We start from the raw sequence: 21,247 nt of genomic DNA on the forward strand, positions 1-21,247 counted from the left end.
GCCGGAGAGGCCCACCGCGTAAGCGTTTTCAGGTGTTATGTAACCGTTTGGTGAACCCCTGCGTTGCGTCGATCATACGATGACCGACTGCACATGTTGGGAAACGATTGGTAATCCGTCAGAATCGCACCGGCATGTACTCGCACATGTGTCAGTCATAAAACCACACCAGAAAAGAAATCATTCTTTGAGGACGGAGAATCAATGAAAAAGCGCGTCGCTTTCGCCATGACGGCAGTGGGTCTCGCAGCCGCTACCGCCGCCCACGCCCAGAGCAGCGTTACCCTGTACGGTATCGTCGATAACGCTATCGCTTGGCAGAACAACTCGTCGGCTACCAGCGCGGTTTCGGGTGGTCACTCGAAGGTGCAGATGGCCACCGGCATTTGGGCAGGCAGCCGCTTCGGCCTGAAGGGCAGCGAAGATCTCGGCGGCGGCACGAAGGCGATTTTCCAGTTGGAAGCCGGCTTCAACGCGAACAACGGCTCGTCGCAATGGACGAACGGCATCTTCACGCGTCAGGCATGGGTGGGTCTGACCAACGCGACGTACGGTACGCTGACGGCTGGCCGCCAGTACACCGCGTACTACACGCTGCTGTCGCCGTATAGCCCGACGACCTGGCTGACCGGTTACTACGGCGCGCACCCGGGCGATATCGACTCGCTGGACACCAGCTACCGCGCGAACAACTCGCTCGTCTACATGTCGCCGAAGTTCTACGGCTTCACGGTCGGCGGTTCGTACTCGCTCGGCGGCGTGGCGGGCAGCTTCAACCGCGGCTCGACCTGGAGCGCGGCGATCCAGTACCTGAACGGCCCGGCAGGCATCGCCGTCGGCTATCAGCGCATCAACAACGCGACGCTCGGCGGCGGCGTGTGGGGCGCGAACTCGACCGCGCAAAACGGTCTGGATTCGAGCGGCAACGGTGCGGAACAGGCCGTGTCGTCGATCAACGGTGGCTACAAGACGGCACAGTCGCAGCAACGCGTCGCCGTGACGGCCGGTTACCAGTTCACGCCGGCGTGGGACATCTCGGTGTCGTACTCGAACGTCCAGTACATCCCGGGCACGCAGTCGGCATTCCGCAATACGGCGATCTTCAACACGGCAGGCGCCGTGCTGCACTGGAAGGCAGCGCCGCAGTGGGACTTCGCGGCAGGCTACTCGTACACGCGTGCGACCGAATCGAACGGCGTCTCGAGCTCGGCCAAGTACCATCAGGTCACGCTGTCGCAGTACTACAGCCTGTCGAAGCGCACGGGCCTGTACGCGGTTGAAGCGTACCAGCACGCCAGCGGCAACACGATCAGCGGCCTGACCGGCGGCATCGTCAATGCAACGACGTCGATCGGCGACGGCGTGGGCGCGGGTTCGAAGCAGAACCAGATCGCTGCCGGCGTCGGCCTGATCCACCGCTTCTGATGTCGCGCGGCGCGCAAGCGCCGCTCACGGCATGCGGTATGAAAAAACCGGCCTTCGGGCCGGTTTTTTTTCGCGGGTGCGCGCCGCGCGCATCGCGCGGGCACACGTCGTCCTGATCGTCACCGGGTCGAATCGTCCTCCGACCAGTTCCCCGCCAGCGACTGAAACAGCGCCGCCGTATCGGCAAGCCGGTCGGCCTGCGCGCGCGTGCGATCGAGCGCGGTCTGCAGTGCCTGCCGCTGCGCATCGAGCAGCGCGAACGTGCTGATCCCGCCTGCCGCGTAACGGTCGCCGGCAATCGCGTTGCCGGCCGCCGCTTCCCGAGCGGCCGTGTCTCGTGCCTCCAGCTCCGCCGCATCGTGTTCGACCGCGCGCATTGCGTCGGCGACCTGCTGGAGCGCCAGCAGCACGGTTTCCCGATAGCTTGCGAACGCGGCATCGTATGCGGCTTCCGCCGCGCGTTTTTTCGCGCGCAGTTCGCCGCCATGAAAGAGCGGCTGCGTCAGGCCGAGACCGACATTCCAGACATTGAGCCCGCTCACGATATCCGCGATGCGCGTGCGTTCCGAACCGATTCCCGCCGAAATCGAAAAACGCGGATACAGGTTCGCGGTCGCCACGCCGACGTTCGCGCTCGCCTGGTGCAGGACGGCCTCCGCCGCGCGGATGTCGGGCCGTTCGCGCGCGAGCGTCGACGGCAGCGCGACCGGCAGCGTGTGCGGCAGCGCGAGCGCATCGAGCGTGAGGTCGGGCAGTGTGGCGTCGGATGGCGGCGCGCCCAGCAGGATCGCGAGCCGGTGGCCGGCCTGCGCGAAGCGGGCCGCGAGCGGCGGTAGCGAGGCCTGCGTCTGCGCGAGCAGCGTGCGCTGCGCATGCACATCGGCCTGCGATACGCCGCCCGCCGCGAAGCGCGCTTCGACGATGCGCAACTGCCGCGCTTGCGCGTCGATGAGCTCACGCGTGAGCGCGATCTGCTGCGCGAGCGACGCGCGCAGGATCGCGGTCGCGACGACGTTGCCCGCGAGCGTCAGGCGCGCGGCGTCGAGCGTGTATGACTGATAGTCGACCTGGGCGCGCAGCGCTTCGAGCGCGCGCCGGTTGCCGCCGAACACGTCGAGGACGTACGACACGCTCACCGACGCGTCGTACAGCGTGAATGGCCCCGGATTCGGCACGTTGGCGGGCAGCCCGAACGCAGCGATGTCGACTTTCTGGCGCGTGGCGGACACGTTCGCGTCGACGCTCGGCAGCATCGTCGCGCCGGCTTCCGCCGCATGGTTCTGCCGTGCTTCGTCGAGCCGTGCGCGGGTCTCGGCGAGCGTCGGGCTGTTTTGCCATGCGGTATCGACGAGCCGGTTCAGCGGTTCCGAGCCGAACTCGGTCCACCAGTGTCGCGGCGTGTGCGCGGCTGATGCGAACGTCTGCGCGGCGCCGGTCGGGCCACCGGCGGCTACCGTCGCGACGGGCGGTTCATCGCGCGTGTACCGCTGCGTGGCCGGCGCATCGGGTATGCGGAAATCCGGCCCGACCGCGCAACCGGCGACGAGCAGCGCAGCAGCGGCCAACGTCAAGCAGCGGGCGGTGTGGGTGGCGCGACGCGAAGCCGGTTTCATCGCGCGGCCCCTAGTCGAGCGTGCGCCGGTAGAAGCGCAGCGCGATGCCCATCACCACGAGCGTGAAGAGCGCGACGGGCCACACGGACGGCCACAGGTCGGCCCAGCCGTTGCCTTTGAGCAGGATGCCGCGCACGAGGCGGTTGAAGTAGGTGAGCGGCAGCAGGTTGCCGATGAACTGTGCCCACTTCGGCATCCCGGCGAACGGGAACATGAAGCCCGACAGCAGGATGTTCGGCAGGAAGTAGAACACCGCGAGCTGCATCGCCTGCAGCTGGTTCTGCGCGAGCGACGACAGCGTGATGCCGACCGTGAGGTTCGCCGCGATGAACAGCAGCGCGGACAGGTAGATCGCGAACAGGCCGCCGACGAACGGCACGTCGAAAACGTAGCGCGCGGCCGCGAGGATGATCGACACCTGGATCAGCCCGATGAACACGTACGGGACGATCTTGCCGGTCATCACCTCCAGCGGCCGCACGGGCGTCGCCAGCAGATTCTCCATCGTGCCGCGCTCGCGTTCGCGCGTGATCGCGAGGCCCGTCATCATCACCATCGTCATCGTCAGGATCACGCCCATCAGGCCCGGCACGACGTTGTACTGCGTGATGCCTTCGGGGTTGTACAGCCGGTGCAGCACGACGTCGAACGCGGCCGGGCGGCCGTTCAGGTGCGCGAGCGGCCCCGTCAGATCCTTGTCCGCGACGGGCTGCACGAGGCCCGGCAGCGCGCCGATCGCCGACGCGGTCGCGACGGGATCGGTTGCGTCCGCCTCGACGAGCAGCGTCGGGCGCTCGCCGCGTAGCAGCCGCTTCGAGAAATCGGCCGGCACACTCAGCACGAACTGCACGTCGCCGCGGGCGAGAGCATGCCGGCCGGCCGTCTCGTCGGGCAGCGTCGCGACGATGTCGAAGTACGCGGAATTGCGCATCGCGGCGATGAAGCTGCGCGCGAACGGGCTCGAGTCGGCGACGATCACCGCGGTCGGCAGGTGCTTCGGGTCGGTGTTGATCGCGAAGCCGAATAGCGCGAGCTGAATGATCGGCACGCCGACGATCATCGCGAACGTCACGCGGTCGCGGCGCAGCTGCAGGAATTCCTTCAGCACGATGCTCCACCAGCGCGCGACCGAGAACGATTCGCGCAGGCCAGCCCACGCGTTCATGGCGATGCTCCGCCGGGCGGCGCGGATGCGCGGCCCATCATGTAGATGAAGACGTCTTCGAGCCCGGTGTCGATCGGCGCGACCTGCAGCGGTGCGCGCCCGTCGGCCTGCGCCGCGACCTGCGCGAGCGTCGCGTCGAGCAGCGCGCGATCGCGGCCGCTCACGTGCAGCGCGGAACCGAACACGACGGTTTGATCGACGCCCGGCATCGCCCGCAACCGCGCGGACAGTTCGGTCAGGTGCCCGCCGGTGATCGTACGCGTCGACAGGTGCTGCGATGCGACGATCTCCGCCGACGTGCCCTGCGCGAGCAGTTCGCCGGCCGCGATGTACGCGAGCTTGTGGCAGCGTTCGGCTTCGTCCATGTAGTGCGTGCTGACGAGTACCGAGATGCCTTGTGCGGCCAGCCGGTGCAGTTCTTCCCAGAAGTCGCGGCGCGCGGCCGGATCGACGCCGGCGGTCGGCTCGTCGAGCAGCAGCAATTCCGGCTCGTGCAGCATGCACGCGGCGAGCGCGAGGCGCTGCTTCCAGCCGCCGGACAGCGCGCCCGTGAGCTGGTCCGCACGGCTCGCGAGGCCGAGCCCGTCGAGCGCGCGGGCGACCGCCGCCCGGCGGTTGGGCATCCCGTACACGCGTGCGACGAAATCGAGATTTTCGCGGATCGACAGGTCTTCCCAGTACGAGAAGCGCTGCGTCATGTAGCCGACACGCCGCTTGATCTGCGCGCTGTCGCGCACGATGTCGTAGCCGAGGCAGGTGCCGCTGCCCGAGTCGGGCGTGAGCAGGCCGCACATCATGCGGATCGACGTCGTCTTGCCGCTGCCGTTCGGCCCGAGAAAGCCGAAAATCTCGCCGCGCGCGACGCGCAGCGAGACGTCCTTCACGACGTGCTTGTCGCCAAAGCGCTTGTTCAGGCGATCGACGTCGATCGCGTACGGAGCGGCCGGCGCGTTCAACGCATCCTCACGGCGACGGGCTGGCCCGGGTGCAGCTTCGGCGCGTCGGCGACGGCGGGGCGCGCTTCGACCATGAACACGAGCTTGGTCCGGCTCTCGTTGCTGTAGATCACGGGCGGCGTGTATTCGGCCTCGCGCGACACATAGGTGACGCGCGCGGGCACGTCGGCCGCGCAGCCGTCGCAGCGGATCGCGACGGTGCGCCCCGGGGCGATCGATGCGATGACGGCTTCCGGCACGAAGAAGCGCACCTTCAGGTTCTGCGGCGGCAGCATCTGCACGACCGGATTGCCGGCCTGCACCCATTCGCCGACGCGGTACAGCGTGTCGTACACGCGCCCGGCGGCGGGCGCGGCGACGCGCTTCTGGTCGAGCTTCCATTGCGCTTCGGCAACCGCCGCCTGCGCGGCATCGACTTGCGCGGCCTGGGCGGCCACCTGCTGCGCGCGTCCCGGTAGGCGCGCGACGTCGACCTGGTTCTGCAACTCGCGGACCTGCGCGGCGGTGGTCTGCGCGGACGTGCGCGAATCGTCGAGCTGCTGCTTCGACAGGCCGCCGGCCGCGTACTGGCGTTCGTCGCGCGCGCGTTGCGCGGCGGCCCGCGCGGCCTGTGCGATGGCCTGCGCGAGCTGGGCACGCGTGACCGCGACTTCCGGCGGCCGCTTGCCGGTCTGAAGGTCGGCAAGTTGCGCGCGTGCGGCAGCGAGCTGATGCTGCGCCTGCAGCAATGCGGCCGTTTCGTTGACGGCTTCGAGCGAGAACACCGGCATGCCGGCCGCGATGGCCTGGCCGCGTTCGACCGACAACTGCGTCAGCGTGCCCGCTTGCGACGACGACAGGTACACGAATTCGCCTTCGACATAGCCCTGGTAGGTCGCGACGTCGTTCGCCGGCCGTCCGCAACCGGCGAGCAGCGCGACGGCGGCGGCCAGGGCGAGCGGCAGCGGGCGGGACACGTTCACGACGGCCTCCGCGGCGAATGCGCGCCCGCATCCAGTGTGGCGGCGGGCGGCTGCAGGCCGGAACCGAGCAGCGCGCGGACGTGGCGATGCAGCACGTCGCGATCGACCGGCGGCAGGCCGCGTGCGCTTTGCCACAGCTTCGCGGTGGCGAGCGGCAGCATCACGAGCGCGATGATCGAATGGAACAGGAACGCGGGTTCGAGCGCGGGGTTCAGCGTGCCGGCCTGCTGCGCGGCGCAGATGCGCTCGGCAAAGCGCCCGACGTGCTCGAGCGGAATGCGCCGCAGCATCCGCTCGCGCAGCAGCCCGCCTTCATGGACGATCTCGCGCAGCCAGATCGACGGCAGCCACGGCATGCGATGCGTGACGTCGAAGAAGCGGTCGACGAGTTCGGCGACGAGCGCGAGCGGATCGTTTTCGATCTGCGGCTCGGTCGGCCGCCACACGAACGCGATGACCTGCGCGAGCCGCTCCTCGACGATCGCATCGAGCAACTGCTCGCGATTCGTGAAGTAGTAATGGACCATCGCCGACGTGACGCCTGCGGCCGCGGCGATCTGCGCGACCGTCGTCGCCGCGATGCCACGCTCGGCGAACAACTGCATCGCGACGTCGAGCATGTGGTCGCGCAGGTCGAAGTCGTCCGCCGACGGGCGGCGCCCGCGCGGCCTGGCGACGGTGGATTTCGCGTTCATGCAGACGACGCTAATTGACGGGTTAGTTAATTTCAAGGAAGGGTTTTTGCCCGCGTTGATCGAGATCAGGCGTGCGCCGAATGGCGGTGCGGACGAACGGGGACATGGCGCGGCGGCACGCCGTGTGCCGGCGGCGGAGTGTAGGGAGCGGCTACTGGGGAAGCGCGGGGAACCGGTGGAGGAATGGGTGGGGCGGCCGCGCCAAAGGCTGGCGAGGAAGCCGCGTGTCGCGGGCAGGGAAGCCGGCAGCACGGCAGGGGTGCGCGCCCGACACGGCACGCACCCCGGAAACGTCGTTACTGATCAATCGGCGACTTCAACGGCTGGTGCTCGCCCGTCAGCCCGAACACGACGAGTTGCGCGGGCTCGGTCGCGCTCGCATTGCGCGACACCTGATGGCGCGAACCGGGCGGCTCATACCAGCCTTCGCCGGCGCGATAGCGGCGCACCGGGCCGCCGTTCACCTGCGACAGCACTTCGCCTTTCGACACGACCGCGAACACCGAGCCGAGGTGCCTGTGTGCTTCGGATGCCTGACCAGGCGCATAGTCGACGGTCGCGACGACGGCGAGCTTGCCGGGTGCTTCGGGCACGGCCTGCTGCATGATCGCGTGCACGTTGTCGCCGGCATCGTGTGCACGGGCGGCCGCCGGCAGCGCGGCGACGAGCGCGAGCGACGTGCACAGCATCGCGCGGCGGAGCGTGGAGCTGGAGCGCATGATCGTCGTCTCCTTACTCGGGCATCTTGCGAAACGCGATCGCGAAGCGGTTCCACGTGTTGATCGTCGCAATCAGCATCGACAGCTCGAACAGCTCGGTGTCGCTGAAGTGCGGCTTCACGGCTTCCCAGACGGCATCCGGCACATGGTTGTCGGCGACCAGCGTCAGCGCTTCGGTCCACTCCAGCGCCGCGCGTTCGCGCTCGGTGAAGAACGGCGTTTCGCGCCACACGACGACCGTCGCGAGGCGGCGATCGGTCTCGCCTCCTTTGCGCGCATCGGTGGTGTGCATGTCGACGCAGAACGCACAGCCGTTGATCTGCGACGCGCGCAGCCGGACCAGTTCGGCGAGCGGCTTCTCGATCGAGCTTTTCGCGATGAATTCCTCGGCGTTGCGCATCACCTTGATTGCGTTCGGGCTGGCGGTATAGAAGTTCAGGCGCGGTTGCATGGCAGGTCCTTTTTCGGTTGATGCGCACGGTGGCGCGACAGGACCCACTTTAAGCGTGCCACTGGCCTGCTTGAATGGCCAATTCCGGGAAAATTCAGGTAACCAGTGTCGCTCCGCCGATGCTGCCCGAGTCCAGCAGCGCGGCCAGTTTCGCGAGCGCGGTGTCGATGCGCAGCGCGTCGATCCCGCCATAACCGAACAGCAGCCCCGCGCGCGCCGCCGAGCCGACGTGGAACGCCGCGATTCCGTACAGGCCGATGTCGTGCTCGCGGGCGGCACGGACCAGCGCGGCTTCATCGAGCCCCGGTTTCAAGTGCGCGGCGAGGTGGATGCCGGCGGTCGGCACGATCGGGTCGAACCACGGCGCGAGGCTGCCGCGCAAATGCGCGAGCAGCATCTTGCGGCGCGCGTCGTAGTGCTTCTGCACGCGCCGCAGATGCCGCGCGAAATCGCCTTCGTGCATGAAGCGCGCGAGCGCCGCCTGCGTGAGTGTGCAGGTATGCCAGTCGACGATCTGCTTCGCCTTGGCGAGCGCGCCGCGCAGCGCGCGCGGCGGAATCGCGTAGCCGATGCGCAGTTCGGGAAAGATCGTCTTCGAGAACGTGCCGACGTACGCGACGAGGCCCGTGCGGTCGAGGCTCTTGAGCGACTCCACCGGCCGGCCTTCGAAGCGGAATTCGCCGTCGTAGTCGTCCTCGATGATCACCGCGCGGCGGCGCTGCGCCCATTCGAGCAGCGCGACGCGCCGGTCCAGCGTCATCGGCATCCCGAGCGGGAACTGGTGCGACGGCGTCACATAGACGAGGCGTGCGTCGTCGGGCAGCCGCTCGATGATCAGGCCGTGCGCATCGACCGGCACGCCGATCACCGTCGCGCCGAGCGACGCGAACGCCGCGCGCGCCGGCGGATAGCCGGGATTCTCGACCGCGACGACGTCGCCCGGCCGCACGACCACGCGCGCGATCAGGTCGAGCGCCTGTTGCGCGCCCTGCGTGACGAGCACGTCGTCCCAGCCGCACGCGACCGCGCGGCTGAACGCGACGTAGCGCGCGATCGCGCCGCGCAACTGCGGATCGCCGGCCGGGTCGTGGTACTGGCCGGGGCCGCGCGCCTGCTGGCGCAACGCGTGATGCAGGCAGCGGCGCCACGCGTCGAAGGGGAACAGCGTCTTGTCGGTCACGCCGCCGCGGAAGTCGAACGCGGGCGTGTCCTGCGGCGCGGGCATCGCGAGCGCGTCGGGCAGGTCGTTCCACAGCGCGCGTGCGTCGACGGCATGGACGGGCGGCGTGGCCTCGACGAGCGACGGCGTCGAGGCCGCCGCATGCGGAACCCGCGCGAGGCCGTCGGCGACGAACGTGCCGTCGCCCGCGCGCGTGTTCAGGAAGCCCTCGGCGACGAGACGCTCGAACGCGTCGAGCGTCGTCTTGCGCGACACGCCGAGCTGCTTCGCGAGATCGCGCGTCGACGGCAGCCGGGCGCCGCCTTCGAGCCGCCCGTCGACGATCGCGGTGCGCAGTTGCCGAAAGATTTGCCCGGTCAGGTCGTGACGGCCTTCGATGCGGATCGCGATGTCCATCGCAGTGGTTACTCCGAATAAGGCAATTTGATGCCGATGAGCATACCGGAAGTTCGTGGCCGGCCCGGCATCCGCCGAACACAGGGGCGCGGCGCCATTCGATTGGACCGCCGCCCGCCGGTGCCTTACGATCCATCACAATCCACGACCGGAGTGCCCCCATGCTGTCCGAAGACGAACTCGCGCTGCTCGATGCGATCCGCGCCACCGGCAGCCTGTCGCGGGCGGCCGCGCGGCTCGGCAAGGCGCCGTCGACGGTGTCGCACGCCGCGCGACAGCTCGAAACGCGTTTCGACGCGCTGCTGTTCGACCGGCGCGGCTACCGGCTGCAGCTCACGCCGGCCGGCCAGCTGCTGACCGACGAGGCGTCGCGCCTCGCGCTGGACGTCGCGCGGCTCACGCAGCGCGTGCGGCAGGTCGCGAGCGGCTGGGAGGACCGGCTGTGGATCGTCAGCGACGAGGTGCTGGAGTTCGATACGCTGCTGCCGGTCGTCCGCGCGTTCGATGCGCTCGATTCGGGCGTGTCGCTGCGCTTCACGTACGAAGTGCTCGGCGGCACCTGGGAAGCGCTGCGCGACGGTCGCGCGGATCTGGTCGTCGGCGCGACCAACGAGCCGCCGGCGATTCCGGGTTTCAAATGGTTCGAACTCGGCGCGATGGAATGGGTGTTCGCCGTATCGCCGCGCCATCCGCTGGCCGCGGCAAGCGAGCGACTGACCCGCGACGCGATCTGCGCGTATCGCGCGGTCGTCGTCGCCGATTCGTCGCGGCGGGTCGTCGGCCGCGCATACGGGCTGCTCGGCGGGCAGGCGGTGCTCGCGGTGCCGTCGATGCGCGCGAAGATCCTCGCGCAGCGCGACGGGCTCGGCGTCGGCTGGGTGCCGCGCCGGCGGGTTGCGTCGCTGCTCGCGCGCGGCGAGCTCGTCGAGAAGGAAACGGCCGATCCGCGCGAACCGAACGTGCTGTACGTCGCGTGGCGCGGCGACCGCGAGGGCCGGGCGCTGCAATGGTGGCTGGAGCAACTGCGTGAGCCGCGGCTCGCGCAGCGCCTGCTCGACGGGATCGACGTGTCGGGCTGAGTGCGTCAGCCGCGCAACGCACGGAAAGGTCCCGACAAACACGTTCGAAGATTTCGAACATGTCTGCCGCGCCGGTCGTACGGCAAGGCCGCGCGGCGCGCGCATCCTGTGTTCACGGTCAACTCACCGGTTCAAAGGAGAACATCATGCAACGCTTCGAAGGAAAAACGGTACTCGTCACGGGCGGCAACAGCGGCATCGGCCTGGCGGCCGCACGGGCATTCGCGGCCGAAGGCGCGCGGGTCATCATCACCGGTCGCGACGAGCAGACGCTCGCCGCCGCGCGCGAGTCGCTCGGCGACGGCGCGCTCGCGATCCGCAACGAGGCCGGCAGCGTCGCGTCGGCCCGCGCCCTGGCGGACGCGATCTCGGCCGCAGGCGCGCGGCTCGACGCCGTGTTCATCAACGCGGGCGTGGCGAAACTCGCGCCGTTCGCCGACAGCGACGAGGCCATGTGGGACCTCGTGTTCAACACCAACGTGAAGGGCGCGTATTTCCAGATCCAGTCGCTGGTGCCGCTGCTGAACCGCGGCGCGTCGATCGTGATCAACGGCTCGATCAACGCGCATATCGGGATGCCCGGCTCGTCGGTGTACGCGGCGAGCAAGGCGGCCGTCAATTCGTTCGCGAAGACGTTGTCGACGGAGCTGCTGCCGCACGGCGTGCGGGTGAACGTGGTGAGCCCCGGCCCGGTCCAGACGCCGCTGTACGGCAAGCTCGGGCTCGACGCGGCGACGCTCGACGAGACGGCCGAGAAGATCAAGGGGCTCGTCCCGATCGGCCGGTTCGGCACGCCGGACGAAATCGCGTCGACGGTGCTGCACCTGAGCGCGCCGGAGTCCGCGTTCATCGTCGGCGCGGAAATCATCGCGTCGGGCGGGATGGGTTTGCTCTGAGCGCGTCACCGGCGGGGTTGCGCGACCCGACGCGACGTCGGGCGGTGCAGCCCCGCCGTTCGATCGCATCGCTAGCGCGATGCACAGGCGTCACGGACTTCGTCGGTCCGATCGCGTCTGTGGAGCTGCGTCACCGTCAGCCCCGAGAACGCCGCGCGGCCGTGCTCGGCGAACACGGCCACGCGGTCCGCATCGAGCGGCGGAAAGATCAGGTCCGTCAGCGCGACGCGGCCGCCGTTCGCGAATACCTCGACCGACCCGCGATCGACGACGATTTCGAGCCGCAGTTGCCCGTGCTCGAGCGGCAGATCGACGATGTGCTCGCGGCTGAAGGTGCCGGCGAAATCCGTCGTGCCGGAGCGCGAGCGGTCGAGCGTCAGCGTGCGCTTCGCCGTGTCGTACACGATCCGGGTGCCGATCGAGCCATCCGCCGATCCCCGGACGATCAGACCCGCGCGGGCCGCGCGCTGCGGCGCGATCGTCACCGTGATGCGCTGGACGATGCCGCGCGTGGCGTCCGACAGCGCGCGGGTGGCGGACTCGACGTTCAGGTTGCCTTCATGCACGGCGGGCCGCCCGTCGGCCCACGCATCGAACGCGGCGGCCGGCGTCACGACGAGCGTCGGTTCGCCGCCGATCGTCTTCAGCGCGAACTCGCGCGGCAACGTCGCCGCGCCGCGCCAGGGCGCCGTCGGCGCTTTCGCCGCGTAATCCCAGTTGCTCATCCATGCGATCGCGACAGGCCGCGCGCCCGGCGTGCCGGAGAACGTGCCGGCGGCGTAAAAGTCGGCGCCGTGATCGACCCAGCGGAATCGCGCGGGATCGGAACCGGCCGGCGCGACGTGGTCAGGCGTGAACGTGCGACCGTCGAAGTCGCCGACGAAATACATCGCGCCGGAGCCGCCGGCGATCGACCACGGGTTGACGTTGACGATCATCACCCACTTGATGTGTCGCGGATCGTCGTCGACGGGCAGCGGCACGAGGTCGGGCATTTCCCACAGCACGCCAGCATGCGGCACGTCCGGCAGCGTGAAGTCGCTCAGGAACGACCAGTGGATCAGGTCATCGGACCGATAGAGCTTCACGACCTGCGCGTCCGCGACGACGGTCGTCATCAGCCAGTAGCGTCCCGGCGCGTACCACGACACTTTCGGGTCGCGGAACTGCTTCGACTCGGGATCGAGCGTGAGCACGGGGTTGTGCGCGTAGGGCCGCCACGTCGCGCCGTGATCGAGGCTGTACGCGAGCGATTGTGCCTGCGTGCCCGGTGCGTGACCGGAGCCTTCTTTATAGACGCTCGTGTAAAGCGCAACCAGCGGCGTGTCGCCCGGCGCGCCGAGGCCGGACGTGTTGCGCGTGTCGGCGACGATCGAGCCCGAGAAAATTTCCTCCGTCGCGTTCGCGCGCATCGCGACCGGCTGCTCGCGCCAGTGGACGAGGTCGGTGCTGGTCGCATGGCCCCACGACATGTTGCCCCAGTCATGGCCGAGCGGGTTGTACTGATAGAACAGGTGATAGCGGCCGTTCTCGTAGACGAGGCCGTTCGGATCGTTCATCCAGTTGCGTTGCGGCGTGTAGTGCACGGCCGGCCGCCATTGCGGCGTGCCGGGTTCGGGCGGTGCGTCGCAGAGCGCGGCGCTGGCGTGCGTGCAGGCCGCGCTTGCCGTACACGCGAGCAGCAGCCGGGCAATCCGGAGTGAAAAGCGAAAAAACGTCGATCTCATGCGGGGTTCCGTGCTTCGGCGCGCGAAGCGGGAAAGGAGGGTGCATGCCGCTTGCAACGGCAGCATGCGCGATTCTGCGAAGGAGGGAGGCGGCACACACGCGACACGCGCGATGTGCGCCGCCTCGACGCTGGCGGGCGGTGCCCGCCGCGTCCGTAGCGGACCCGTTACGGACGGGTGCCGGGGCCGCCGTTGTGGTCGGCGCCCGTCGCCGGCAGGTTTGCCGGGATGTCGCCGTAGCCGCCGAGGCCGCTACGTCCGTACGCGCGGTCGACCGCCGTCGACGTGCCGTTGATGTTCACCTTCACCGTCGGCGCGAGCGTGCCGCCGCGACGCGGGCCGATCGCATCGATGAACGACTCGACGAGCCCGCCCGGCATCACGTAGTGCGAGTACGACTGGAATTCGCGCGGATTCTGGTTCGGGTCCTGCGAATACGGCGCGCCGGCCGGTGCGGAGAAGTCGGTCGGGTTGCCGAGCACGAGGCCGCTGCCGCCGTTCAACGGCAGGAAGTCGCTGCGGATGCCGTTGCCGACGAAGCCGTAGACACCATCCGGCCCGTCGACGCCCGCGGCCATCGTCGTGCGGTGGCTGATCGTGAACAGGTAGTACTTGCCATCCTTCAGATAGATCTGCGGGCGCTCGGTCTGGTCGTCGACGCAGTTCGCCGACAGGATCGGCGGCAGGAACTTCCATTCGGTCAGTTGCGGATTCGTCGCGACCGCCAGGCCGACGTTGGCCTTTTGATACACTGCGCCCGAGTTCATGACGGCGTTGAGGTCTTCCCGCTGCGGATCGTTCGGCGCGTAGCCGAGGTCGGCCTCGGTGCAGGTCCGGGCGCCGCGCTGGCCGCCGGTGTTGCCTTCGAACACCATGTAGGTCTTGCCCGGATGCGCGGGGTCGGTGAACACGAACGGATCGCGGAACGAGAAATAGGTGTTCTGCTGGCCGGTCTGGTAGTAGTTGCCGTCCGGTTGCAGCAGCGCCTTGTGATCGTCGAAGCCGCTGAACCACACGTGCTTGTCGTCGGCATGGATGTGGCCGTCGGCGCGCGTGATGATCGCCTGCGGCGGCGTGATGTCGGCGCCGCCGGGGGCCGAGCGGTTGAACGAGGTCGCGGTGTAGTAGAGGCTGACGTTGTCGCCATGCGTGAGGCGCGCGGAACCCGACCATTCGGCGTTGTTGGTCATCGGCGACGTGCCGAACACCTTGGCGCTCGCGCCGTCCGGGAACAGATGGCCGCCCCAGGTCCAGCCGCCGTTCGCGGGACGCTGCGACGCGGGAATGCCGGCACGGCGATAGAAGAAGCCGATGCGCGCATGGACGTGGCGGTCATCGAACGTGTAACCGGCGTGCGGATCGGCGGTGAGCGAGAAGATCACCTCCCAGCCCTTGTAGCTGAGCTGGTTCGCGCGCAGGTCGGCCAGCGGCCAGGTATCCCAGACCCACACGTTCGAGTTGATCAGCGGGAAATCCTGCGGGATGTCCGGCATCGTCAGCGACTGCGGCAGCGAGTTCTTGTCGGCGCCGGCCGTGTGCGACTGCGCGACGATCTGGCGGATGTCCGCGCGGGTCCAGCGCATCGTGAAGTTGCCTTCGGGATCGTAGGCCTGCTGCGTATGCGGCGTGGGGGCGGGGGCGCCGGTGCTCTGCGCGTGCGCGACTGACGACGCGGACGCGAAGGCGGCCAGTGCTGCGCCAGCGAACAGCAAACGTTTGGCCGCGGTCGCGCGGCAAAAAGGAAAGTAAGTCATGTCGGCGTTGTTTCCGTTTGCGGTGAAAAGGAACTGCTGAGGTGGTATCGATATCCAAACCGGTTTGGATGCTATTTCAAACCGGTTTGGACGTCAAAAGATAAATATTTGACGGTAATAACTACCATTCGGAAATAATTGCCGCCGCGAGCGGGTTGAACGAATGGCACGCACAACGCGAGGAGCGACGTGAAGGTGAATCTGAAGGCGCTGTCGGATGCGCTCGGACTGTCGCGCACGACGGTCAGTCGGGCGCTGAACGGCTACGACGATGTGAGCGAGGCGACCCGCGAGCGCGTGATGAAGGCTGCGCGCGAACTCGGTTATGTCGCGGATCCGACCGCACGGCGGCTGGCGACGGGGCGTGCCGATACGATCGGCATCGTGTATCCGTTCGGAGCCGGCGATCTGGGGGACCCGCGCTTCGGTGAAGTCGTCTCGGGCATTACCGAGCGGCTCGGCGAGCGCAATCTCGACTTCATCATCGCGGCCGCGCGGCCGAACGCCGAACTCGACACGTATCGCCGGCTCGTCGACGGCAGGCTCGTGGACGGGCTGATCGTCGCGCGCACGCTGGTTGACGATCCGCGCCTCGCGTACCTGCGCTCGAATGCGTTTCCGTATGTCGCGTACGGCCGTACGCAAACCGCGGAGCCTTACGCATGGTTCGATTTCGACAACGAAGCGGGCGCGCGCGATGCGGTGCGGCGCCTGATCGGCTTCGGCCATCGCCGCATTGCAATGATCAGTGCGCCGCTGTCGCTGAATTTCGCGATGCAGCGCCGCGCCGGCTACCTCGCGGCGCTGCGCGAAGCCGGGATCGAACCCGATCCGGCGCTGCTCGTCGAGGGTCCGTTTACGCGCGACGGCGGGCAGCAGGGCGCACAGGCGCTACTCGCGCAGGCCGAACGACCGACTGCGCTGCTCGTCGACAACAACATCTCGGGCGGCGGCGCGTTCCGGGCGCTGGTCGACAGCGGCTTGCGGCTGGGGCGGGACATGTCGCTCATCGTCTATGACGGGGTGCCCCCGGAGGTCGCGTATCCGCATCGGGTGACGGCGGTGGTGCAGCCGACCGGACATGCGACGGGGCGTGCGCTGGCGGACCTGATGCTGGGCTTGCTCGCCGACGGCGTTCGCGAGCATCGGCTCGAAATGCCGATGATCGAGGCAGGCGATACGGACGGGCCGTTGCACGGCTAGCCACGACGGCGGCACGCAGCGGCGGGGTGATCGGCAACGAGCGTTGCGGGACGCGCTCCGTCGCAAAAGCCATGACGGCGGCAGGGCTGAATGCCAGATCTCTAGACGACCGGTCTAATGGAGGGCTATCATCCGGCCTCATGAATGCGACGTCGTGCCTGCCAACGGACGCGAAAATGCCATATCGCGCTGCGATGCTGGTCGCGCAGGCGTGGTCGCCGATTTTTTTCGAGCCAGTTATAGACGACTGGTCTAATAGAATCGGGCAATATTTTTTGTGCGGAGCTGGCACGTTGACGCGTGCCTGCGGCCTAACCGGCAGGCGTGCCGTCGTTGCCGGCACGTGGCGTGCGTTGCGTTGGCCGCCGCCGTGACGCGGCCCCGTTCCCCCATTTCGAAGGAGTGTCGATCATGAAGATTCTGGTTGTCCTGACCTCGCACGACACGCTCGGCGACACCGGCAAGAAGACCGGCTTCTGGCTCGAGGAGCTGGCCGCGCCGTACTACGCATTCAAGGATGCGGGCGTCGAGCTGACGCTCGCGTCGCCGAAGGGCGGCCAGCCGCCGCTCGACCCGAAAAGCAGCGATCCGGCCGCGCAGACCGACGCCACGCGCCGCTTCGACGCCGATCCGGCGGCCAAGGCCGAGCTCGCGGCCACGCGCAAGCTGGCCGACGTGTCGATCGACGATTACGACGCGGTGTTCTATCCGGGCGGGCACGGCCCGCTGTGGGATCTCGCCGAGGACCTGCACTCTATCGGCCTGATCGAGCGCGCGCTGGCGGCGGGCAAGCCTGTCGCGGCCGTGTGCCACGCGCCGGGTGTGTTGCGCCACGTGAAGGATCCGAAGACCGGCGAGTCCGTCGTGCGCGGCAAGCGTGCGACGGGCTTCACCAACAGCGAGGAAGCGGCCGTCGAGCTGACGGAAGTGGTGCCGTTCCTCGTCGAGGACATGCTGAAGACCAACGGCGCCCAGTTCGAGCGCAGCGCCGACTGGGCGCCGCATGTCGTCACCGACGGGCTGCTGATCACGGGGCAGAACCCCGCGTCGTCGGAGCCCGCTGCCGAGGCGCTGCTCGCGAAGCTTGGCCGTCAGTAAGCCGGCGCGGTGCCGGCATGACCGGCACCTGGCCGTGCCGTCGTCGGGCGCATCCGGCCCGGCGACGACCCGAACCGTTCCGTCGTGCGCACCGCACGACGGCTCATCCAGTCGTTTCGTAGAACCAAGCAAAGGAGTGGTGGATGTCTGCCTTGTTCGAACCGTTCAAACTCAAGGATGTCACGCTGCGCAACCGCATTGCGGTGCCGCCGATGTGCCAGTACGTCGCCGAAGACGGCGTCGTCAACGACTGGCATCACGTGCATCTGGGGGGCATCGCGCGCGGCGGCGCGGGCCTCGTGATCGCGGAGGCGACGGCCGTGTCGCCGGAAGGCCGTATCACGCCGGGCTGCGCCGGCCTGTGGACCGATGCGCAGGCCGAGGCGTTCGCGCCGTCGGTCGCGGCGATCAAGGCGGCCGGCGCGGTGCCGGGCATCCAGATCGCGCATGCGGGCCGCAAGGCGAGCGCGAACCGTCCATGGGAAGGCGATGACCACATCGCCGACGGCGATCCGCGCGGCTGGCAGACCATCGCACCGTCGGCCGTACCGTTCGGCGCGCACTTGCCGAAGATGCCGCGCGCGATGACGCACGACGACATCGCACGCGTGCAGGCCGACTTCGTCGCGTCGGCCAAGCGTGCCCGCGACCTCGGCTTCGAATGGCTCGAACTGCACTTCGCGCACGGCTATCTCGGCCAGAGCTTCTTCTCCGTGCATTCGAACCAGCGCGACGACGAGTACGGCGGCTCGGCCGAAAACCGCGGCCGTTTCCTCGTCGACACGCTGAAGGCCGTCCGCAAGGTCTGGCCGGAGCACCTGCCGCTGACCGCGCGTCTCGGCGTGATCGAATACGACGGCCGCGATGAAGAGACGCTCGCCGAATCCATCGCGCTCACGCAGCGGATGAAGCAGGAAGGCCTCGACATGCTGAGCGTGTCGGTCGGCTTTTCGGTGCCCGACGCGCGCATTCCATGGGGCCCGGCGTTCCTCGCGCCGATCGCGGAACGCGTGCGCCGCGAGGCCGGCATGCCGGTGTCGTCCGCATGGGGGATCGACACGCCTCAACTGGCCGAGCGCGTCGTCGCCGAACAGCAGCTCGACCTCGTGATGGTCGGCCGCGCGCATCTGGCCGATCCGCACTGGCCGTACTACGCGGCCAAACAGCTCGGCGTCGAGCGTCCGTCGTGGACGCTGCCTGCGCCGTACGCGCACTGGCTCGAACGCTATCGCGTCGCCGACAAGGTGGCCTGAGCGCACGTCGCACAGCACGGCGCGCGCGACGTGCGCGGCACGCATTTGACAATGCTTGGCATCGCGTCCGCGTGCAGTGGCGGTATCGATGGATAGAATGGCGGTTCGCACCGGCCTTTGGCCCATGCGAACCGCCATTTTTTCATTTCGACAGAGGTGCCATGCGCGCACATGTCTCGCCTTCCCCCGATTCCGCCGCGCGGCCGCGTGCCCAGCAGATCGCCCGCGCCGTGCTCTATGCGGTGCTGTTGGTGCTCGCGCTGTGGGTGATCCGCGATTTTCTTCCCGCTATCGCGTGGGCATGCGTGATCGCGATCGCGTTGTGGCCGTTGCTGGAACGCTTCGAATCGGGCAGCTGGTTTCGCGATCGGCCGACCCTGATCGCGACCGTGATCACCGCGGGCGTGTCGCTGCTGGTCGTGCTGCCGATCGCCATTGCGCTCGGCCAGGCGATCTCGCAGGCGCACGACCTGCGCATCTGGCTGCATTCGATCCAGGACAACGGTATTCCACTGCCGGACGTCGTCGGCCGGTTGCCGTACGGCGCCGCACAGATCACCGAGTGGTGGCAGGCCAATCTCGGTCATCCGCTGCACGCGGGCACCGCGATGCATGGCGCGAGCGGCGAGCGGTTCATCGCGTTCGGCCGGCAGTTCGGCACGAAGCTCGCGCATGCGCTGTTCGAGTTCGGCTTCATGCTGGTCACGCTGTTCGTGATCATCAGGGCCGGCCACAAGTTGTCGGGCGCGTTGCTGCAGGGCGCGCGGCGTGCGTTCGGCCGCGGCGGGGCGGACCTGATCGAACGGATGGTCGCGGCCGTGTACGGCACGGTGACGGGGCTGGTCGTCGTCGGGCTGGGCGAGGGCGCCATTCTCGGCGTCGCGTATGCGCTCGCGGGCGTTCCGCACGCGGCGCTGCTCGGCCTCGTCACGGCCGTCGCCGCGATGCTGCCGTTCTGCGCGCCGATCGTGTTCTGCGGCGCGGCGCTCTGGCTGTTCGTGCAGGGTGCGACCGCGTGGGCCGTCGTGGTGCTGGTGCTCGGTTTCGTGGTCGTGTTCGTCGCCGAGCATTTCGTGCGGCCGGTGCTGATCGGCAGCTCGACCCGCCTGCCGTTCCTGCTCGTGCTGTTCGGCATCCTCGGCGGCGCCGAGTCGTTCGGCCTGATCGGACTGTTCGTCGGCCCGGCGCTGATGACGGTGCTGACGATGCTGTGGGCCGAGTGGGTCGCCTGACGACGAGCCTCGTTGCGCAGATCCGGGCCATCGGCGCAACGGCATTGATGCGCGTGCGGGTCCGCGCGGCGCCTCATGTTTCGCGACGATCGGGCGTGCGCCGGGCCGCGCCGAGCGTGGCGTCGGACACAAGTCTCTACATTTCTTTTCGATCCGGACCCAAAGGTCTAGTAGCATGGGGCTTTCGATCACGCCGGCACGGCGCAGCAGATTTTCCAAGCATGCGATTGATTCCGATGTCCCGTCGCGCAGCGACATTGTCGCTGGCCGCCAGTTGCCTGATGCTGCACGGTTGCGCGTGGTTCGACTCGTGGCTGCCGTTCTCGTATTCGCGCACGCCGCTGGCGCGGGCCGCGTCGCGGCACGGCGCGACGCGCGCCGACGTCGTCCGCGCGGGCGGCAACCCGCGCAGCGTGTGGATGGTTCGTAACGGCAGCGGCGTCTGTTACAACTACTTCATCGAGCACGGCAACGATCACCGGGCGTACTTCGTCGTGTTCGACAAGGCCGGCGCCGTCACGCAACACGGCTTCGATACCTGCATGGACGCCGACCGCAAGGGCACGCTTCAGTCGGACAAGGCGGCTTCGCGATAGCGCGGCCGCCATGCGCCGAGCGAGCGTGTCACGCAGTCGTCACGCTATCGTGTCGACCACGCCGCCGTCTACGCGCAACGCCGCGCCCGTCGTGGCCGAGGCCTGCGGCGAGCAGACATACACGACCATATTCGCGACTTCCTCCGTCGTAGCCGGGCGCTGGATGATCGAGCTCGCGCGCTCGCTGCGCACGAAATCCACCGCGACGTCGTCGATGCTGCGGCCCGTTGCGTCGGCCGTTTCCTTCAGCAGCGCGCGCACGCCTTCCGACATCGTCGGCCCTGGCAGCACGGAATTGACGGTCACGTTGGTTCCGGCCGCGAGTTTCGCGAGGCCGCGCGCGATCGCGAGCTGCGCGGTTTTCGTGAACCCGTAGTGAATCATGTCGACCGGGATGTTCAGGCCGGATTCCGACGAAATGAACACGACGCGGCCCGTGTTGCGCGCGAGCATCCCCTTCAGATAGTGCCGCGCGAGACGCACGCCGGACATCACGTTCATCTGGAAGTAATGTGCCCATTCGTCGTCGTCGATGTCGAAGAACGCCTTCAGCCCGTAGATGCCCGCGTTGTTGACGAGGATGTCGGCCTCCGGCGTGTGCTGCGTGACGCGCGCGACGCCGGATGCGTCGGCCAGGTCGGCGGCGACGCCGTCGATGTCTGCACCGGGTACCGCGCTGCGCAGCAGTGCGAGCGCGGCATCGACCGACTTTTCGCTGCGTCCGTTGACGACGACACGTGCGCCGGCCTGCGCGAGCCCTTTGGCGATCGCCAGCCCGATGCCGGCGGTGGAAGCGGTGACGACCGCAGTCTTGCCTGTCAGATCGATGTGCATGAATGTACCGGTT

The 21,247-nt window shown here is 68.3% G+C and carries 19 protein-coding genes; 8 read left to right on the forward strand and 11 right to left on the reverse strand.

What is annotated here, in order from left to right:
* The first annotated feature begins 204 nt into the window (after positions 1 to 204).
* A complete protein-coding gene (locus DIE11_RS11595; protein WP_124623767.1) occupies positions 205 to 1,425 on the forward strand; it encodes a porin in 1,221 nt (406 codons plus the stop codon).
* A 119-nt stretch (positions 1,426 to 1,544) separates the two neighbouring features.
* Here DIE11_RS11595 and DIE11_RS11600 read toward each other — a convergent pair whose 3' ends face one another.
* The 8 genes from DIE11_RS11600 to DIE11_RS11635 all read right to left on the reverse strand — a co-directional run bounded on the left by DIE11_RS11600 (position 1,545) and on the right by DIE11_RS11635 (position 9,562).
* On the reverse strand, positions 1,545 to 3,038 hold the full coding sequence (locus DIE11_RS11600) for an efflux transporter outer membrane subunit (RefSeq protein WP_124623769.1): 1,494 nt from the start codon (positions 3,036 to 3,038) through the stop codon (positions 1,545 to 1,547).
* Between the two features lie 10 nt (positions 3,039 to 3,048).
* A complete protein-coding gene (locus DIE11_RS11605) occupies positions 3,049 to 4,203 on the reverse strand; it encodes an ABC transporter permease (RefSeq protein ID WP_124623772.1) in 1,155 nt (384 codons plus the stop codon).
* The gene (locus DIE11_RS11610; RefSeq protein WP_124623775.1) at positions 4,200 to 5,159 is read right to left on the reverse strand and encodes an ABC transporter ATP-binding protein; all 960 of its coding nucleotides are present in this window, start codon (positions 5,157 to 5,159) and stop codon (positions 4,200 to 4,202) included. Before DIE11_RS11610 ends, DIE11_RS11605 begins: the two co-directional genes overlap by 4 nt.
* Positions 5,156 to 6,121, reverse strand: coding sequence for an HlyD family secretion protein (locus DIE11_RS11615; protein ID WP_124623778.1), 966 nt, complete (start codon positions 6,119 to 6,121; stop codon positions 5,156 to 5,158). Before DIE11_RS11615 ends, DIE11_RS11610 begins: the two co-directional genes overlap by 4 nt.
* A complete protein-coding gene (locus DIE11_RS11620) occupies positions 6,118 to 6,816 on the reverse strand; it encodes a TetR/AcrR family transcriptional regulator (RefSeq protein ID WP_124623781.1) in 699 nt (232 codons plus the stop codon). The genes DIE11_RS11615 and DIE11_RS11620 overlap by 4 nt, the downstream gene beginning before the upstream one ends.
* A gap of 296 nt (positions 6,817 to 7,112) precedes the next feature.
* Complete coding sequence (locus DIE11_RS11625) at positions 7,113 to 7,535, reverse strand: cupin domain-containing protein (RefSeq protein ID WP_059599311.1); 423 nt, start codon at positions 7,533 to 7,535, stop codon at positions 7,113 to 7,115.
* A gap of 13 nt (positions 7,536 to 7,548) precedes the next feature.
* On the reverse strand, positions 7,549 to 7,986 hold the full coding sequence (locus tag DIE11_RS11630) for a carboxymuconolactone decarboxylase family protein (RefSeq protein WP_059599312.1): 438 nt from the start codon (positions 7,984 to 7,986) through the stop codon (positions 7,549 to 7,551).
* A 94-nt stretch (positions 7,987 to 8,080) separates the two neighbouring features.
* Entirely contained in the window at positions 8,081 to 9,562 is a 1,482-nt protein-coding gene (locus DIE11_RS11635; protein WP_124623784.1) for a PLP-dependent aminotransferase family protein, read from the reverse strand.
* Between the two features lie 161 nt (positions 9,563 to 9,723).
* On the opposite strand from DIE11_RS11635, the gene DIE11_RS11640 reads away from it, so the two are divergent.
* Both DIE11_RS11640 and DIE11_RS11645 read left to right on the forward strand, forming a co-directional pair.
* Positions 9,724 to 10,641, forward strand: coding sequence for a LysR family transcriptional regulator (locus DIE11_RS11640; protein ID WP_124623788.1), 918 nt, complete (start codon positions 9,724 to 9,726; stop codon positions 10,639 to 10,641).
* 146 nt (positions 10,642 to 10,787) lie between these two features.
* Complete coding sequence (locus DIE11_RS11645; RefSeq protein ID WP_059599315.1) at positions 10,788 to 11,537, forward strand: SDR family oxidoreductase; 750 nt, start codon at positions 10,788 to 10,790, stop codon at positions 11,535 to 11,537.
* Positions 11,538 to 11,608: 71 nt separating this feature from the next.
* On the opposite strand, the gene DIE11_RS11650 is transcribed toward DIE11_RS11645, so the two are convergent.
* Both DIE11_RS11650 and DIE11_RS11655 read right to left on the reverse strand, forming a co-directional pair.
* Positions 11,609 to 13,264 carry a glycoside hydrolase family 32 protein gene (locus DIE11_RS11650; RefSeq protein ID WP_124623791.1) on the reverse strand — a complete coding sequence of 552 codons (1,656 nt, stop codon included), beginning with the start codon at positions 13,262 to 13,264 and terminating at the stop codon, positions 11,609 to 11,611.
* A 167-nt stretch (positions 13,265 to 13,431) separates the two neighbouring features.
* Positions 13,432 to 15,018, reverse strand: coding sequence for a glycoside hydrolase family 68 protein (locus DIE11_RS11655; protein WP_124623794.1), 1,587 nt, complete (start codon positions 15,016 to 15,018; stop codon positions 13,432 to 13,434).
* Positions 15,019 to 15,207: 189 nt separating this feature from the next.
* On the opposite strand from DIE11_RS11655, the gene DIE11_RS11660 reads away from it, so the two are divergent.
* The 5 genes from DIE11_RS11660 to DIE11_RS11680 all read left to right on the forward strand — a co-directional run bounded on the left by DIE11_RS11660 (position 15,208) and on the right by DIE11_RS11680 (position 20,400).
* Positions 15,208 to 16,221: a substrate-binding domain-containing protein gene (locus DIE11_RS11660; RefSeq protein ID WP_124623796.1), complete on the forward strand. Its 1,014-nt coding sequence runs from the start codon at positions 15,208 to 15,210 to the stop codon at positions 16,219 to 16,221.
* A 411-nt stretch (positions 16,222 to 16,632) separates the two neighbouring features.
* Positions 16,633 to 17,319, forward strand: coding sequence for a type 1 glutamine amidotransferase domain-containing protein (locus DIE11_RS11665; protein ID WP_124623799.1), 687 nt, complete (start codon positions 16,633 to 16,635; stop codon positions 17,317 to 17,319).
* Positions 17,320 to 17,462: 143 nt separating this feature from the next.
* Positions 17,463 to 18,572 (forward strand): NADH:flavin oxidoreductase/NADH oxidase, encoded by a 1,110-nt coding sequence (locus tag DIE11_RS11670; RefSeq protein WP_059599319.1) that lies wholly within the window; start codon positions 17,463 to 17,465, stop codon positions 18,570 to 18,572.
* A gap of 161 nt (positions 18,573 to 18,733) precedes the next feature.
* Positions 18,734 to 19,804: an AI-2E family transporter gene (locus DIE11_RS11675; RefSeq protein WP_124623802.1), complete on the forward strand. Its 1,071-nt coding sequence runs from the start codon at positions 18,734 to 18,736 to the stop codon at positions 19,802 to 19,804.
* Between the two features lie 221 nt (positions 19,805 to 20,025).
* Complete coding sequence (locus tag DIE11_RS11680) at positions 20,026 to 20,400, forward strand: hypothetical protein (protein WP_059599321.1); 375 nt, start codon at positions 20,026 to 20,028, stop codon at positions 20,398 to 20,400.
* Positions 20,401 to 20,439: 39 nt separating this feature from the next.
* Here DIE11_RS11680 and DIE11_RS11685 read toward each other — a convergent pair whose 3' ends face one another.
* Entirely contained in the window at positions 20,440 to 21,234 is a 795-nt protein-coding gene (locus DIE11_RS11685) for an SDR family NAD(P)-dependent oxidoreductase (RefSeq protein ID WP_124623803.1), read from the reverse strand.
* Between the last annotated feature and the right edge of the window lie 13 nt (positions 21,235 to 21,247).

This window comes from Burkholderia sp. Bp9012, from assembly GCF_003853825.1.
Classification (GTDB): domain Bacteria; phylum Pseudomonadota; class Gammaproteobacteria; order Burkholderiales; family Burkholderiaceae; genus Burkholderia; species Burkholderia diffusa.

Bases quoted from the DNA above. Each gene is read 5' to 3' on its own strand.
- DIE11_RS11595 (WP_124623767.1), top strand. From the start codon at position 205: ATGAAAAAGCGCGTCGCTTTCGCCATGACGGCAGTGGGTCTCGCAGCC.
- DIE11_RS11600 (WP_124623769.1), bottom strand. From the start codon at position 3,038: ATGAAACCGGCTTCGCGTCGCGCCACCCACACCGCCCGCTGCTTGACG.
- DIE11_RS11605 (WP_124623772.1), bottom strand. From the start codon at position 4,203: ATGAACGCGTGGGCTGGCCTGCGCGAATCGTTCTCGGTCGCGCGCTGG.
- DIE11_RS11620 (WP_124623781.1), bottom strand. From the start codon at position 6,816: ATGAACGCGAAATCCACCGTCGCCAGGCCGCGCGGGCGCCGCCCGTCG.
- DIE11_RS11625 (WP_059599311.1), bottom strand. From the start codon at position 7,535: ATGCGCTCCAGCTCCACGCTCCGCCGCGCGATGCTGTGCACGTCGCTC.
- DIE11_RS11630 (WP_059599312.1), bottom strand. From the start codon at position 7,986: ATGCAACCGCGCCTGAACTTCTATACCGCCAGCCCGAACGCAATCAAG.
- DIE11_RS11635 (WP_124623784.1), bottom strand. From the start codon at position 9,562: ATGGACATCGCGATCCGCATCGAAGGCCGTCACGACCTGACCGGGCAA.
- DIE11_RS11640 (WP_124623788.1), top strand. From the start codon at position 9,724: ATGCTGTCCGAAGACGAACTCGCGCTGCTCGATGCGATCCGCGCCACC.
- DIE11_RS11645 (WP_059599315.1), top strand. From the start codon at position 10,788: ATGCAACGCTTCGAAGGAAAAACGGTACTCGTCACGGGCGGCAACAGC.
- DIE11_RS11650 (WP_124623791.1), bottom strand. From the start codon at position 13,264: ATGAGATCGACGTTTTTTCGCTTTTCACTCCGGATTGCCCGGCTGCTG.
- DIE11_RS11655 (WP_124623794.1), bottom strand. From the start codon at position 15,018: ATGACTTACTTTCCTTTTTGCCGCGCGACCGCGGCCAAACGTTTGCTG.
- DIE11_RS11665 (WP_124623799.1), top strand. From the start codon at position 16,633: ATGAAGATTCTGGTTGTCCTGACCTCGCACGACACGCTCGGCGACACC.
- DIE11_RS11670 (WP_059599319.1), top strand. From the start codon at position 17,463: ATGTCTGCCTTGTTCGAACCGTTCAAACTCAAGGATGTCACGCTGCGC.
- DIE11_RS11675 (WP_124623802.1), top strand. From the start codon at position 18,734: ATGCGCGCACATGTCTCGCCTTCCCCCGATTCCGCCGCGCGGCCGCGT.
- DIE11_RS11680 (WP_059599321.1), top strand. From the start codon at position 20,026: ATGCGATTGATTCCGATGTCCCGTCGCGCAGCGACATTGTCGCTGGCC.
- DIE11_RS11685 (WP_124623803.1), bottom strand. From the start codon at position 21,234: ATGCACATCGATCTGACAGGCAAGACTGCGGTCGTCACCGCTTCCACC.